At 69.6% G+C, this 13,720-nt stretch carries 15 protein-coding genes; 7 read left to right on the forward strand and 8 right to left on the reverse strand.

The genetic code is table 11. The annotated features are described in order from the left end of the window. Positions 1-116: 116 nt before the first annotated feature. From dapF to miaA, 3 genes are all read right to left on the reverse strand, one after another. Positions 117-1,034 (reverse strand): diaminopimelate epimerase, encoded by a 918-nt coding sequence (gene dapF / locus OG729_RS10350; RefSeq protein ID WP_405811096.1) that lies wholly within the window; start codon positions 1,032-1,034, stop codon positions 117-119. A 107-nt stretch (positions 1,035-1,141) separates the two neighbouring features. Continuing rightward, on the reverse strand, positions 1,142-1,597 hold the full coding sequence (locus tag OG729_RS10355; RefSeq protein ID WP_360882364.1) for a hypothetical protein: 456 nt from the start codon (positions 1,595-1,597) through the stop codon (positions 1,142-1,144). A 105-nt stretch (positions 1,598-1,702) separates the two neighbouring features. Beyond that, on the reverse strand, positions 1,703-2,641 hold the full coding sequence (miaA, locus tag OG729_RS10360) for a tRNA (adenosine(37)-N6)-dimethylallyltransferase MiaA (protein ID WP_360882288.1): 939 nt from the start codon (positions 2,639-2,641) through the stop codon (positions 1,703-1,705). Positions 2,642-2,823: 182 nt separating this feature from the next. Between miaA and OG729_RS10365 the strand changes: the two genes are divergently transcribed. Together OG729_RS10365 and OG729_RS10370 are read left to right on the forward strand one after the other, a co-directional pair. Further along, positions 2,824-3,099: a hypothetical protein gene (locus tag OG729_RS10365; protein WP_360882290.1), complete on the forward strand. Its 276-nt coding sequence runs from the start codon at positions 2,824-2,826 to the stop codon at positions 3,097-3,099. Positions 3,100-3,122: 23 nt separating this feature from the next. Further along, positions 3,123-3,374 (forward strand): antitoxin, encoded by a 252-nt coding sequence (locus tag OG729_RS10370; RefSeq protein WP_360882292.1) that lies wholly within the window; start codon positions 3,123-3,125, stop codon positions 3,372-3,374. Between the two features lie 123 nt (positions 3,375-3,497). Here the strand turns inward: OG729_RS10370 and OG729_RS10375 are convergent, their stop codons facing one another. After that, complete coding sequence (locus tag OG729_RS10375) at positions 3,498-4,205, reverse strand: class III extradiol dioxygenase subunit B-like domain-containing protein (RefSeq protein WP_405805684.1); 708 nt, start codon at positions 4,203-4,205, stop codon at positions 3,498-3,500. 134 nt (positions 4,206-4,339) lie between these two features. Next, positions 4,340-5,896 carry a tRNA (N6-isopentenyl adenosine(37)-C2)-methylthiotransferase MiaB gene (miaB, locus tag OG729_RS10380; RefSeq protein WP_405805686.1) on the reverse strand — a complete coding sequence of 519 codons (1,557 nt, stop codon included), beginning with the start codon at positions 5,894-5,896 and terminating at the stop codon, positions 4,340-4,342. A gap of 265 nt (positions 5,897-6,161) precedes the next feature. Between miaB and OG729_RS10385 the strand changes: the two genes are divergently transcribed. Then, a complete protein-coding gene (locus OG729_RS10385) occupies positions 6,162-7,544 on the forward strand; it encodes a hypothetical protein (protein WP_405805687.1) in 1,383 nt (460 codons plus the stop codon). Between the two features lie 85 nt (positions 7,545-7,629). Here OG729_RS10385 and OG729_RS10390 read toward each other — a convergent pair whose 3' ends face one another. Continuing rightward, positions 7,630-8,049, reverse strand: a complete 420-nt coding sequence (locus tag OG729_RS10390) for an arsenate reductase ArsC (protein WP_405805689.1) — start codon at positions 8,047-8,049, stop codon at positions 7,630-7,632. A gap of 119 nt (positions 8,050-8,168) precedes the next feature. Between OG729_RS10390 and OG729_RS10395 the strand changes: the two genes are divergently transcribed. From OG729_RS10395 to OG729_RS10405, 3 genes are read left to right on the forward strand one after another with little or no spacing between them, the layout of a single operon-like run. After that, positions 8,169-8,483 (forward strand): metalloregulator ArsR/SmtB family transcription factor, encoded by a 315-nt coding sequence (locus tag OG729_RS10395; RefSeq protein ID WP_360882302.1) that lies wholly within the window; start codon positions 8,169-8,171, stop codon positions 8,481-8,483. A gap of 48 nt (positions 8,484-8,531) precedes the next feature. After that, the gene (locus OG729_RS10400) at positions 8,532-9,320 is read left to right on the forward strand and encodes an MIP/aquaporin family protein (protein ID WP_360882304.1); all 789 of its coding nucleotides are present in this window, start codon (positions 8,532-8,534) and stop codon (positions 9,318-9,320) included. Positions 9,321-9,374: 54 nt separating this feature from the next. Continuing rightward, positions 9,375-10,373: a TAXI family TRAP transporter solute-binding subunit gene (locus OG729_RS10405; RefSeq protein ID WP_360882306.1), complete on the forward strand. Its 999-nt coding sequence runs from the start codon at positions 9,375-9,377 to the stop codon at positions 10,371-10,373. 63 nt (positions 10,374-10,436) lie between these two features. On the opposite strand, the gene OG729_RS10410 is transcribed toward OG729_RS10405, so the two are convergent. Together OG729_RS10410 and OG729_RS10415 are read right to left on the reverse strand one after the other, a co-directional pair. After that, positions 10,437-11,831, reverse strand: a complete 1,395-nt coding sequence (locus OG729_RS10410; RefSeq protein WP_405805690.1) for a sensor histidine kinase — start codon at positions 11,829-11,831, stop codon at positions 10,437-10,439. Between the two features lie 15 nt (positions 11,832-11,846). Then, positions 11,847-12,554, reverse strand: a complete 708-nt coding sequence (locus OG729_RS10415) for a response regulator transcription factor (protein ID WP_360882310.1) — start codon at positions 12,552-12,554, stop codon at positions 11,847-11,849. Between the two features lie 330 nt (positions 12,555-12,884). Between OG729_RS10415 and OG729_RS10420 the strand changes: the two genes are divergently transcribed. Beyond that, the gene (locus tag OG729_RS10420; protein ID WP_405805691.1) at positions 12,885-13,670 is read left to right on the forward strand and encodes an amino acid ABC transporter ATP-binding protein; all 786 of its coding nucleotides are present in this window, start codon (positions 12,885-12,887) and stop codon (positions 13,668-13,670) included. Positions 13,671-13,720: the final 50 nt, after the last annotated feature.

The raw sequence follows: 13,720 nt of genomic DNA on the forward strand, positions 1-13,720 counted from the left end.
CGTGGAGCAGTCCCGCTCTCGCTCAGCGTGAAAGGGATCACCCATTCGAGCGAAGCTCTATACGATCACGGTTTCGGTCTGTGCACGCCGCTCTACGCGCAGTGGCCTAAGCAGCGCTACCGGGGGTGGATCGGAGCGATGAGCGCGGGGTCGATGTGCCCCTCGGCGACGATCACCGCGGGACCGGTCATCTCGATCTCGCCGTCGGGCCGCTCGGTGATCACCAGACGCCCACCGGGAAGGTCCACGGTGTACGTGACGGGCACACCGGTGGCCGCCGGGTCGGCGCCGTCCCTGCGGGCCGCCGCGACGGCGACGGCGCATGCGCCCGTGCCGCAGGAGCGCGTCTCGCCGGAGCCACGCTCGTGCACGCGCATGGCGACATGGCGCTCGCCCCGGTCGACGACGAATTCGACGTTCACCCCGTCCGGATAGACGGACGCCGGGCTGAAGGGGGGCGCGGAGAACAGATCTCCGGCGTGGTCCAGGTCGTCGACGAAGGCGACCGCGTGGGGATTGCCCATGTTCACATTCAGCGCGGGCCAGCTGCGGCCGTCGACGGTGACGGTGACGCCGTCCTCGGGGAGCAGCGCGCGGCCCATGGAGACCGTGATGTCACCTCCGGCCGAGCCGCTGATGGACTCGGTCTTGGCGATATGCACCTTCTTGACGCCGCCGCGGGTCGCCACTGCCAGGTCGCCCGCCTCGACGAGGCCCGCACGCTCCAGGTAGCGGGCGAAGACCCGTACGCCGTTGCCGCACATCTCCGCGATCGAACCGTCGGCGTTGCGATAATCCATGAACCACTCGGCCGCGTCGGCCATGGCGCGCGCCTCTGGGTGCGCACCGGACCGTACGACATGCAGCAGGCCGTCGCCGCCGATGCCGGCCCGACGGTCGCAGAGCGTGGCGACGGTGGGGGCGGGCAGGTCGATGACGTTGTCCGGGTCGGGGACGATCACGAAGTCGTTCTCGGTCCCGTGGCCCTTGAGGAAGGCGATCGGCGAGGTCTTCGAATGGCTCACGCCGTCCATCGTACGAGGAGCCTCGGACACCGCGCGTACCTGGCCGCGTACCTGGTTCTCGTCATGCCTGGACAGGGACGCCCGGACCGTCATCCCTGTACAGCGGCGCCCGGTCCTCAGCGGAGCCGGGCCACTCGCCAGACCGCGAGTGCGACGAGCACCACGCCCACGCCGACGTACAGGGCGATGACCCGCCAGTCGGGGCGCTCGCCGGAGCCACGCGGCGGCAGGCCCGGCCAGGTGTGGCCCACTCGGCGCGCCGCCATCACGCCCCAGCCCGCGGCGCAGCAGCTGATCAACAGCCCCAGCATGGCGACGACCGCTCCGCCGTCCCCGGTACCGAAGGCGAGAGGGAAGGCGAACATCAGGGAGCCGACCGCGGCGAGCATCACGATGGGGGCGAGCTGCCAGATCCGCAGCCTGCGCGGCGGGCGCAGCTCGACCTCGACCTCGTCCGTGATCACCTCGTCCGGGATCACACCATGGTCATCTGGTCCATCGGGACTCAGACGGGACGCGCTGTCCGCTGCGTCCCGTCGTTCCTGTTCTCTGTCGCGAGGGCCGGCCTCCATCGCCACGCGCCCTCCCAATTCGGACTCCACGTCGATCGATGCTCGATGATGGCACGCCCCAGGGGCCCGAAATGACGGGCAGTGCGTCCCGATGCAATCACGTGATCAGGCTGTGACCGCTCGTTCGACCAACGCCAGCGCCTGATGCGGAAGTTCCGACCGGTGCTCGGCAGCGCCGCTCAGCCAGTGCACACGCGGGTCCCGCCGGAACCAGGAGTCCTGTCGGCGCGCGAAGCGTTTGGTGGCGCGCACGGTCTCCTCGCGAGCTTCTTGTTCGGTGCACTCCCCCGCGAGCGCCGTGAGCACCTGCTGGTAGCCGAGCGCGCGCGAGGCCGTACGCCCCTCGCGGAGCCCCCGCGCCTCCAGCGTGCGCACCTCGTCCACGAGGCCTGCCTCCCACATCCGGTCCACGCGCAGGGCGATGCGCTCGTCGAGCTCGGGGCGGGCCACGTCGACGCCGATCTGGACCGTGTCGTACACGGCATCGTGGCCGGGAAGGTTGGCGGTGAAGGGCCTGCCGGTGATCTCGATGACTTCGAGAGCCCGCACGATGCGTCGGCCGTTGCTGGGCAGGATCGCCCGGCCGGCCTCGGGGTCGGCGGCAGCGAGCCGCTCGTGCAGGGCGCCGGAGCCGTGAGCGGTGAGCTCCTCCTCCAGCCGGGCGCGGATCGCGGGGTCGGTGCCGGGGAACTCGAGGGCGTCGATGGCGCCACGCACATACAGCCCGGAGCCGCCGACCAGGACGGGCGTACGGCCTTCGGCGAGCAGGCGGTCGATCTCGGCCCTGGCCAGTTTCTGGTACTCGGCAACGCTCGCCGTCTCGGTGACGTCCCAGATGTCGAGCAGCTGGTGCGGGATACCGCCGCGCTCGTCGGTCGTCAGCTTGGCGGTGCCGATGTCCATCCCCCGATAGAGCTGCATGGAGTCGGCGTTGACGACTTCGCCGCCCAGCCGCTGGGCGAGGAAGACGCCCAGATCGGACTTTCCGGCCGCAGTGGGACCGACGACGGCGATGACCCGCGGTGCGGGAGCTGCTCTTTTCACTGCCCCAGTCTCGCAAACCCGCGGACGTGTCCCCGAACGAGCGAGGTGACGGTACAGGGACGGGTTCGTTGCCTGTTGCGAGGTTCCGAACGCCGGTTTTCCGACCGGTGCTCGCGGGCGGCGCAATGGGACGCTCCGGGCGGCGCGGAACTTCGCCCACACGAGTACGCTATGGAGCAAATATGGGTGTTTTTGCACGGTTTTTTGGGTCCAAGTCGACCGCCGAGGGATCAACCGAGGCATCAACCGAGGAGGCGACAGCCGACACTCTGATGGCCGAGCCCGCGGCTGAGGGCGGTTCCGAGGCCGAGGCGTTGAAGGACGCGGCGGATGAGGCCACCGGGGACAGCGAGGCTGCGGCCGCCGAGACCGCACCTGCTGAGGGCGTGGAGATTCCGAAGCAGCAGTCGGCCGAGGAGGCGGCGGACAACGAAGCCGGCGAGGGCGCCCGCAAGTAAGTCCCCACGAGGGAAGGTGGCCCATGGGCTTCAAGGACACGATGAAGGCCAAACTCGCCCCGGCCAAAGACAAGGTCTCTGACCTCGCGCAGCAGCACGGGGGCAAGATTGAGCACGGTCTGCACAAGGCCGCCAGGACGGTCGACGAGAAGACCAAGGGCAAGTACAGAGACAAGGTCGAGGCTGGCGCCGGCAAGGCCAAGGACGCCCTGGGCCGCATTGCCCACAAGGACGACGCGAAGAAGGGCGACGGCACTACGCCGCCGGCTTCCTGATATTCACCGACGGACGGCCGCGGAACGACTCGTTCCGCGGCCGTCCGCCGCTGTACCGCTGTTCGGCGGCAGTGCGCCGCCGTACGCGGCCCGGTCCGCGCCGCTGTGCCGCGTTCCAGTCCGCTACGACCAGGCAGCGACGAAGTAGCCGACGCCGTAGGGCGCGTCCTCGTAGAGGAGCCGGCCGGCCAGGCCCGCGCCCTCGGCCGCCCCCGCAAGCACCTGCCAGGGAGCGCGACCCGCCGCCTTGAGTTCGTACGCCAGTGACGCGTCCAGCGCCTTGAGCGCCTCCACGTCGGCCGCGCCCAGGGCACGGGCGACCCCTTCGTCGAAGTCGGCCGCCCGCTCGTCCAGATAACCGGGAGCCTTCAGCGTGCGGCAGGCGCTGCCGTCACCCATCACCAGCAGCGCGACCCGCTCCGCCCGGGCGCCGAGCTCGCGCCCGACGGCCAGGCAGCGCTCACTGGCGAGCGGCTCACCGACACCGAGGCCCTCCACCGGGGCGAGTGCCCACTGTGCGCAGGTGAGCAGCCAGGCACCGACGGCCAGCGAAGGCGGCAGCGGCCGCTCCTGGCCCTCGCCCGCTCCGAGCCGTACGTCGATGTCCACACCGAAGCCGTGGAAGGAACCGGTCGCGCCCGCGGGGTGCGGGCCACGGCCGTGCTGTTCGGCGGGCCCGACCACGACGAGCAGATCTGGCCGGGCTGCGGCCAGCACCCCGACGGCGTCGGCGCACGCGGTCCGCGCCGCGTCCAGTTCGGGCGCGGCACCCGCGGCGACCTCGGGAACGAGCAGCGGCGGGCAGGGACACACGGCGGCGGCGACAAGCATGATCGGCAGCCTAATGCGTGCTCACGAGGCGGCCGATCCGGGTGCTCGCTCGCCGCTCGGCCGCCCGCGACGGGTCAGTCGCAAACCGCACCCCGGGCCACTCAGCCCACGCAGTCGGTCCCGTACCGCGTCCGTCAGTCGCAGCCGCACCCGGGCGCCGCGGCCGCAGGCAGCGGCTCCGGCACACCGATCTTCGGCAGCCCCAGCATCACGCCCGCCGGCTTCGCGGCCTCGGCGGCGTGCCGCTTCTCCCAGGCGTCGCCCGCGCGGGTCCGCCGTACGGACATCGCGGCGCCCTCGGCAAGCAGATGGTGCGGCGCGGCATAGGTGATCTCGACGGTCACCACATCGCCCGGGCGCAGCTCCTCGTCCGGCTTGGTGCTGTGCTTGTCGTTCAATCCTCGCAAGCTCGGATTGAAGTGCACCAGACGGTTGTCGGGGGCTCGGCCGGAGAGCCGGTGGGTGGCACCGTCCTTGCGGCCCTCACCCTCCGCGACCATCACATCCAGGGTCCGGCCGATCTGCTTCTTGTTCTCCTCCCAGGAGATCTCCTCCTGAAGGGCGACCAGGCGCATGTAGCGGTCCTGCACGACCTCCTTCGGGATCTGCCCGTCCATGGTCGCCGCCGGGGTCCCGGGGCGCTTGGAGTACTGGAAGGTGAAGGCGTTCGCGAAGCGGGCCTCACGCACCGTGTGCATGGTCTGCTCGAAGTCCTCCTCGGTCTCGCCGGGGAAGCCCACGATGATGTCGGTGGAGATGGCCGCGTGCGGAATCGCGGCGCGCACCTTCTCGATGATCCCCAGGAAACGCTCCTGCCGGTACGAGCGGCGCATCGCCTTCAGAACCGTGTCCGAACCCGACTGCAGCGGCATGTGCAGCTGCGGCATGACGTTCGGCGTCTCGGCCATCGCCGCGATCACGTCGTCCGTGAAGTCGCGGGGGTGCGGCGAGGTGAAGCGGACCCGCTCCAGACCCTCGACCCTTCCGCAGGCGCGCAGCAGCTTGCTGAAGGCCTCGCGGTCGCCGATGTCGGACCCGTATGCGTTGACGTTCTGGCCGAGCAGGGTGATCTCACAGACGCCCTCGGCGACGAGTGCCTCGACCTCCGCCAGGATGTCGCCGGGCCGGCGGTCCTTCTCCTTGCCGCGCAGCGCCGGGACGATACAGAAGGTGCAGGTGTTGTTGCAGCCGACCGAGACGGATACCCATGCGGCATACGCGGACTCACGGCGGGTCGGCAGCGTCGAGGGGAAGGCCTCCAGCGACTCCGCGATCTCGACCTGCGCCTCTTCCAGGATGCGGGCGCGCTCCAGCAGCACCGGCAGCTTGCCGATGTTGTGCGTTCCGAAGACGACGTCGACCCATGGCGCCCTGGTGACGATGGTGTCGCGGTCCTTCTGGGCCAGGCAGCCGCCGACGGCGATCTGCATCCCCGGCCGCTTGGACTTCATCGGCGCGAGCCGGCCGAGGTTTCCGTACAGCTTGTTGTCGGCGTTCTCCCGCACCGCGCAGGTGTTGAAGACGACGACGTCGGCGTCACCGTCGGCGCCCTCGGGGGCGCGGACATAGCCTGCGTCCTCCAGCAGGCCCGACAGCCGCTCGGAGTCGTGGACATTCATCTGACACCCGTAGGTGCGCACCTCATATGTTCGATTGATGTCCACGGCCTGGCTCCGGTCACTGCTGCTCATGCAGTAAGGGTAGGCGGTACCTGAAGTACCTCCCGGCCCCGGAGCCTCCCGGCAGGATCCGGCCCCGGGGGCGGGACATCCGGAAGGCCTCCGGCGCCCTGCCGCGGCGGGACGGCAACGTGGTGCAGATCATCCCCCGCGATTTCACCGAATCTCCGCGGCGACTGCGATGCGTGTGGGATCGTACGGCCGGTTGTTACTCGCTGGTACTCGCGAGTCCAACCCATGACGCGTACCCCCCACCACACGCCCCGAGGACTCCTACGTGCGTAAGCCCCTGGTCAGACATGTCCTGTTAGTGACACTGGCTTCCATCTCCCTGCTCGCCACCGGCTGTTCGGCCGGGACCGGAGCACCCTCCCCCGCGGCCGCCGGCGCCGAAGTTCGTCCCACCACCGTTGCGACCGCGGACCCCAGCCCCGCAAAGCAGCTCGCCGTGGCGGGAGTGCCGGAAGGAAAGCCGACCGCCCTCGCCCGCGCGGGCGGTGGCGAAAAGGCGAAGCAGTCGCCGCTGAAGGTGGCCTCCTACGACCGCACCAGTCGACGGGCCGTCATATCCACCGAGAAGAAGGCGCCTTCGGCGGGTCCGACCACACCCGCCGAGAGCGCTCCCGCCGTCGGTGACATCATCGCCAGCGGGCCCGCGCCCGGGGCTCCCGACGGGCTGCTCGCCAAGGTCACCGACGTGGCGGGAAAGACCGAGAAGGGCACCGAGGTCCGCACCGAGCCGGCCACGCTGGGCGCCCTGCTCGGTGACGACAAGGCCCAGGGCACAGTCCCGGTCGACCCGGCGACAGTGGACGTCGAGCCGCTGGTCCAGGGAGTGAAGGTCTCCTGGGCGAAGACGGGCAACATCCGTTTCGGCCCCCAGGGTGCGAAAGTGCCGCTCGGAAGCCTGCGGATCGATCTGGGAGCTTCGGTTCCGCTCCCGGTCACCGAGGGCGCGCCCGTGTCGGGAGCGGCGTCGGTCGCGGGCTATGTGCAGCTCGCGCCCGAGGTCGAGTTCTCCTACGACGGGTCTTCCGTCATCGCCCCCGACTCCGCCTTCCTCGGACTGAGCGGTGACTGGACCTCGGGGTGGGAGCTGAAGGGCAAGGCCGTCGCGAACGGCAAGCCGGTGCGCATCCCGTTCGCCAAGCTGCACGCGGATCCCGTGATCCAGGTCGGGCCTGTGCCGGTCGTGGTGAACCTCGACCTGACCGCGTACGTCCAGGTGGCCGCGGACGGAGCCGTCACCGTCGACGTCCGGCAGGACCTCAAGGGCGACTTCCGGATCGGCGGCAGCTATTCGAAGGCGGGCGGCTGGAAGCCGGTCAGCACTGCCGACATGACCAGCACTCCGGTACGGGCGAAGGTGACCGCCGCCGGCCAGGTGAAGGCCGCCATGGGCGCCGAGGCCACGGTCGGGCTGTACGGCGCGGTCGGCGTCACTGGCGACCTCGCGCCGTACGTACGCGGTGAAGCCTCCGCCGCTGCCACGCCCAGCTCCCTCGTGGGGTCCTGGAAGCTCTACGGCGGGGTGGATCTGACGGGATGGCTGCAACTGCAGCTGTCGATCTTCGGTACGCCCGTCATCCAGCACCGCATCCCCCTGGGCTCCTTCAACAGGGAATGGCAGCTGGCGCACGGGGAGGGTGCCGTCGCCTGACGTCGCAAACGCAACCGAGAGCCCCTGCGGGAGGAATCCCGCAGGGGCTCTCTCCGCATATCGGGATCGCCGCGCTCCCCCTCGGTCAGGCCTCCGGCTTCGCGTCGATTTCGGCGATCAGCGCCTCGATGCGGGTCTTGATCTCGTCGCGGATCGGCCTGACGGACTCGACGCCCTTGCCCGCCGGGTCCTCAAGGGCCCAGTCGAGGTACTTCTTGCCGGGGAAGATCGGGCACGCGTCGCCGCAGCCCATGGTGATGACGTAGTCGCTTGCCCGGACGGCCTCGGTGGTCAGCACCTTCGGCGCCTGGCCGGAGATGTCGATGCCGACCTCCTTCATCGCCTCGACCGCGGCCGGGTTGACCTGGTCGGCGGGCAGCGAGCCGGCGGAGCGCACCTCGACGCGGTCGCCCGCGAGGTGGGCGAGGAATCCAGCCGCCATCTGCGAGCGCCCTGCGTTGTGGACGCAGACGAAGAGGACCGAGGCGAGCGGGGTGGAGGACATCGGTTCTTCCTTCGTGAAGCGGGCCAGTGAAGCGGGCCAGTGAACCCGGTCAGGTTCAACGGGCCCTGCGATTCAGCCCGGACTGGTATCAGCTCCGGATGATGTGACAGTATCAGCCCATGATGACGTCAGTCGACACTGACCTGATCCGGGTGCTGGCCGACCCGCTCAGGCTCCAGATCGTGACTCTGCTCGCCCGCGAGACGCTGTGCACCACGCACCTGGTCGAGGAGACGGGCGCCAAGCAGACCAACCTCTCCAACCACCTGAAGGTGCTGCGCGAGGCGGGGGTCGTGGATACCGAGCCGTGCGGACGGTTCACGTACTACCGGCTGAGGCCCGAGGTCATCGAGGCGCTCGCCGGCCAGTTCTCCGATCTGGCCGAGACCGCGCGCAGCACCGCCGAAGCGAACCTCAAGCGCTCCTGCCCCTGACCACGCCCTGAGCACGTTGTCCTGTTGCGTCCGCACGAAGGAGTCCCGTTGAGCGCCACCCGGGCCGCCGGTACCGAGACCACGGCGGAGTCAGCCACATCTGCCGAGCCCCGGCCCGCGCCGGGCGCCGCTCCTCCCCGCACCCCGCTGATCGCCCGCGGCGCGGCCGAGCTGGTCGGCACCGCGGCTCTGGTCGCCGTGGTGGTCGGCTCCGGCATCCAAGCCACCGAGCTGACCCAGGATGTCGGCCTACAGCTCCTCGCCAACTCCCTCGCCACAGTCTTCGGACTCGGTGTCCTGATCGCGCTGCTCGGCCCGGTCTCGGGCGCTCACTTCAACCCAGCCGTCACCCTCGCCGAGTGGTGGACCGCCCGCCGCGGCGGCGCCGGGGTCACCACCCGGGAGGCGGTCGTGTACGTCCCCGCCCAGATCGTGGGGGCGATCGCGGGCGCCGTACTGGCCGACGCGATGTTCGGCGAGCCCCTGGTGAAGTGGTCCACTCATGAGCGCTCGGCCGGGAATCTCCTCCTGGGCGAGGTCGTGGCCACGGCGGGCCTGATCCTGCTGATCTTCGGCCTGGCCCGCACGGACCGTCTGCGCTTCGTGCCGGTCGCCGTCGCCTCCTACATCGGCGCCGCCTACTGGTTCACCTCGTCCACCTCGTTCGCCAATCCGGCGGTGACGATCGGCCGCGCGTTCACCGACACGTTCGCCGGCATAGCGCCCGGCTCGGTCCCGGGCTTCATCGGCGCGCAATTTGCGGGTGCCGTGGTCGGACTGGCCCTGGTGGCGCTCATCTTCATGCAGGGGCGGGCCGACTCGCGGCGCGGCTGCTGACCGCCGGATGAGGGCCCTGGCCATTACCGGGAGTGAGCTGGCAGGATCGCCGCTATGTTCCCGGCCCTTTTCCGCATCAGCCGCCGCCGCGCCCTCCAGGGCTCCGCGGTCGCGCTCACGGTGTTCGGGCTGCTGCTGTGGTGGCTGCTGCCGTTCGGGGAGCCGACGCCGCACGGGGAGCTGACCTTCAGCACCGGGTCGCAGAACGGCGTCTACCAGCGGTACGGCGTACTGCTGAAGGACGCACTCGCCCGTGACATGCCGGAAGTGACGATAGATCTGCGGACCAGTGAGGGCTCGCAGCAGAATCTCGCGCGGGTGGCCACCGGCGAGGCCGACTTCACCATCGCCACGGCCGATGCGGTCGCCAAGTACAAGCGGGACAACAAGCCGGGCGCCACGCACCTGCGCGGCTGTGCCCGGCTGTACGACGACTACGTGCACCTGATCGTCCCCCGGGGCTCGCCGGTGCTGTCCGTCCGCGATCTGCGCCACAAGCGGGTGGGCATCGGGCAGGAGGGGTCCGGTGTACGGCTGATCGCCGAGCGGCTGCTGAAGGCCGCGGGCATCGACCCGAAGCGGGACATCAGCCCGCTCCCGGCCGGTATCGACACCGTGCCGGGACGGCTGGAGGCGGGCGATCTCGACGCGTTCTTCTGGTCGGGCGGACTGCCCACAGCCGCTGTGGAGGAGCTGTCCGAGCGCTTCCAGATCCGGTTGGTGCCGATTGAGGCCGATCTCGTCGAGAAGCTGCACGCCACCGGCCCGGCGACCAGCTATTACCGCTCGGCCGTGATGCCGGCCGACGCCTACCTGGAAGCGCAGAACGGAGTGACCGTGCCGACCGTGGCCGTGGCGAATCTGCTGGTCACCACCGATCGGATGGATCCGGAGATGACCGAGGGCTTCACCCGTACGGTGATCAGGAGCCGCGACCGGATCGGCAATACCGTGCACCCGGCCCAGCTGGTGGACGGGCGTACCGCTCTCTACACGGATCCGCTGCCGCTGCACGAAGGCGCAACGCGCTACTACCGCTCGGTCAAGCCGTAGCCGACATCCGCCCAGCCCTCAGCGACGTACCGCTCGCTCAGCACTCAACGACGTATCGCTCGCTCAGGCAGTGGGCGAGGTACGCGGGACCGTCACCGTCACCTTCAGGCCCCGCGGGTCGTGATGCTCGTATGCGATCGAACCGCCGCCCGCCGCCAGCAGGGCTCGCGAGATGGACAGCCCGAGGCCCGATCCCTTGACGTTCTGGTGGCGGCCGCTGCGCCAGAAGCGGTCGCCGATGCGGGCCAGCTCCTCGTCGGTCAGTCCGGGGCCGCGGTCGGTGATCACGATGCTGGACGTATCGCCGTTGGAGGCGACCGAGACGGTGACCTCCTCGCCCTGCGGGGTGAACTTCAGGGCGTTGTCGATCACCGCGTCGAGGGCGCTGGAGAGCGCGATCGGGTCGGCCCAGGCGGTGACCGCGGCGCCGTTCTCGGTCAGCCGGACGCCTTTTTCGTCGGCGAGTGGACGCCAGGCGGCGATCCGCTCGGCGGCCAGCTCGCCGATATCGGTCAGGTGGAGGGCGGCGGAGGCGTGCTCGGCCAGCGCCAGGTCCAGCAGGTCGTCGAGAACCTGGGCGAGGCGCTTGCCCTCGGTGCGGACCGAGGCGATCTCCTCGTTCCCGTCGGGCAGTTCGAGTGCGAGGAGTTCGATCCGGAGCAGCAGTGCGGCCAGTGGGTTGCGCAGCTGGTGGGAGGCGTCGGCGACGAACGCCCGCTGCTGCTCCAGGCTTTCTTCGACGTTGTCGGCCATCTCGTTGAACGAGCGGGCCAGGCGCCTGAGTTCCGGCGGGCCGCCGGCCGCCGCGACGCGTGAGTTCATCTGCCCGGTCGCGATGTCGTGCGTGACCGCGTCCAGGATCCTTACGGGCCGCAGCACCCAGCCCGTGAGGCGGATGGCGGCGCCGACGGCGAGCAGCATCGCCGCGGACTCGCCGGCCGCGATCAGCAGCCAGCCCCGCAGTACGCGCGAGCGCAGCTGGCCCGTGGGCGAGTCGGTGAACACGACGGCGACAACGTCCCCGTCCCGCACCACCGGCGAGGCGACGACCAGCCGGGCGCCCTGCTGCCACGGCCAGACCTGCGGCGGGTCCTGGCTGCGCCGCCCTGACAGCGCCTCCTCGAATGCCTCGCGCGCCACCCCCTCTTCCGTCACGAACCAGCTGTTCTCGGGGGCGCGCGCCATGGCCTCGCCGTCGCGGTAGTAGACGCCCGCCCTGATGCCGTAGGTGGCGTAGTAGCGGTTGAGCTGCTCCTGGAGCGTGGGCAGTCTCTCGTCCAGCCGCGAGCCTTCCGTGGCAAATTGCGCAAGTGCCGCAAAACGGACGGTGTCGTCGATCCGGTCGACGACGACCTGCTGCTGCTGCGCGGCAGCCACACTCACGGCGAGCGGAAAGCCGAGCGCGAGCAGCACGCCCGCCATGAGGACGATGAGCAGAGGAAGAAGTCGGGTACGCACCGGCGTGTACGGGTCCTACGCGCCCGCGGGCGCGACGAGCCGGTAGCCGACGCCGCGCACGGTCTCGATCAGGGTGGGCATCCTGAGCTTGGAGCGCAGGGACGCCACATGAACCTCGAGCGTGCGGCCGGTCCCTTCCCAACTGGTGCGCCACACCTCGCTGATGATCTGCTCCCGGCGAAAGACCACACCCGGCCGCTGCGCAAGCAACGCCAGCAGGTCGAACTCCTTGCGGGTCAGCTGCACCGTCGCACCGTCGACGCTGACGCGCCGGGTGGACAGTTCGACGGTGACCGGGCCGAGCCGCAGCGCATTGTCGGCGGCGCTCGCGCCGGCCTCGTCGCCGCTCGCGGTGCGCCGGCTGACCGCATGGATGCGGGCCAACAGCTCCCCGGTGTCGTACGGCTTGACGACATAGTCGTCGGCGCCGAGGTTGAGCCCGTGTATGCGGGAGCGGACATCGGCCCGCGCTGTCACCATGATCACGGGCGTCGCGGTGAGCTTCCGTATCTTGCCGCACACCTGGTAGCCGTCCTGGTCCGGCAGCCCCAGATCCAGCAGTACGACCCCGAACGCCGGCTTGGCGGGATGCGAGGCGGGCAGCACGGCGTGCAGGGCCTCCTCGCCGTTGCGGGCGTGCACCACCTCGAAGCCGTGCTTCGCGAGCACCGCGGACAGGGCCGCGGCCACATGGTCGTCGTCCTCGACGAGCAGCAGTCTCATGGCCCCCCTCCGGTCGTGCGGTCGTCATGTGCAGTATCGCGGTCGTCCGCAGTGACTCGGTCGCATGCAGTATCGCGGACGTGTGCAGTATCCGGGCATGGTTGCCCTGAGTACCAGGGCAACAAGACCCATGCCCGCAGGGACAGTCAAGAGGCTTCCCGTTGCAAGCCCGTTTCCGTTACCCACCCGGTACGCCGATCACCTCCCCGTTCACACATAGTGTCCGGTTGCAGCCGGATCGTTATGCTCAATTTCCGCTCAGATGTAATGACACTGGTCGCACCGCCTCATTAACGTCCTTCCAACCGAGGAGGACGGAGCAAGAAGCCGATGAGCGGAGTTTCAGTGACCAAGGGCCCCGAGGACGCCGTACCCACCCCGGGCGACCTGGTCGTGCTGAGCAACGTCAACAAGCACTTCGGCGCGCTGCATGTGCTCCAGGACATCGACCTGACCATCGCCCGCGGCGAGGTCGTAGTCGTGATCGGGCCCTCCGGGTCCGGCAAGTCCACGCTGTGCCGCACGATCAACCGCCTGGAGACGATCGATTCCGGAGCCATCTCGATCGACGGGAAGCCGCTGCCCCAGGAGGGCAAGGAGCTCGCCCGGCTGCGCGCCGACGTCGGCATGGTCTTCCAGTCGTTCAATCTCTTCGCGCACAAGACGGTGCTCGAGAACGTGATGCTGGGCCAGCTCAAGGTCCGCAAGGCGGAGAAGAAGACCGCCGAGGAGAAGGCTCGCGCCCTGCTCGACCGGGTGGGCGTCGGATCGCAGGCCGACAAGTACCCGGCTCAGCTCTCCGGGGGGCAGCAGCAACGAGTCGCGATCGCAAGGGCGTTGGCCATGAACCCCAAGGTCATGCTCTTCGACGAGCCCACGTCTGCGCTCGACCCCGAGATGATCAACGAGGTGCTCGAGGTCATGCAGCAGCTGGCCCAGGACGGGATGACGATGGTCGTCGTCACCCACGAGATGGGTTTCGCGCGCTCCGCCGCCAACCGGGTCGTGTTCATGGCCGACGGCAAGATCGTCGAAGAGGCCACGCCCGACGAGTTCTTCAGCAACCCGCGCAGCGACCGGGCCAAGGACTTCCTGTCGAAGATCCTGCACCACTGAGTCCCAGACCAGCTGATCACTTACATCGCGTCAACTCTAGGGAAGTCACC

This window comes from Streptomyces sp. NBC_00210 (assembly GCF_045160975.1).
In the GTDB taxonomy this organism is placed as follows: domain Bacteria; phylum Actinomycetota; class Actinomycetes; order Streptomycetales; family Streptomycetaceae; genus Streptomyces.

Excerpts from the sequence above, each read along its gene's own strand:
- OG729_RS10355 (WP_360882364.1), bottom strand. The coding sequence starts at position 1,597 with ATGGAGGCCGGCCCTCGCGACAGAGAACAGGAACGACGGGACGCAGCG.
- dapF (WP_405811096.1), bottom strand. The coding sequence starts at position 1,034 with ATGGACGGCGTGAGCCATTCGAAGACCTCGCCGATCGCCTTCCTCAAG.
- OG729_RS10375 (WP_405805684.1), bottom strand. The coding sequence starts at position 4,205 with ATGCTTGTCGCCGCCGCCGTGTGTCCCTGCCCGCCGCTGCTCGTTCCC.
- OG729_RS10390 (WP_405805689.1), bottom strand. The coding sequence starts at position 8,049 with ATGTCCTCCACCCCGCTCGCCTCGGTCCTCTTCGTCTGCGTCCACAAC.
- OG729_RS10405 (WP_360882306.1), top strand. The coding sequence starts at position 9,375 with ATGTTCCCGGCCCTTTTCCGCATCAGCCGCCGCCGCGCCCTCCAGGGC.
- OG729_RS10415 (WP_360882310.1), bottom strand. The coding sequence starts at position 12,554 with ATGAGACTGCTGCTCGTCGAGGACGACGACCATGTGGCCGCGGCCCTG.
- OG729_RS10365 (WP_360882290.1), top strand. The coding sequence starts at position 2,824 with ATGGGTGTTTTTGCACGGTTTTTTGGGTCCAAGTCGACCGCCGAGGGA.
- miaB (WP_405805686.1), bottom strand. The coding sequence starts at position 5,896 with ATGAGCAGCAGTGACCGGAGCCAGGCCGTGGACATCAATCGAACATAT.
- OG729_RS10395 (WP_360882302.1), top strand. The coding sequence starts at position 8,169 with ATGATGACGTCAGTCGACACTGACCTGATCCGGGTGCTGGCCGACCCG.
- OG729_RS10370 (WP_360882292.1), top strand. The coding sequence starts at position 3,123 with ATGGGCTTCAAGGACACGATGAAGGCCAAACTCGCCCCGGCCAAAGAC.
- OG729_RS10420 (WP_405805691.1), top strand. The coding sequence starts at position 12,885 with ATGAGCGGAGTTTCAGTGACCAAGGGCCCCGAGGACGCCGTACCCACC.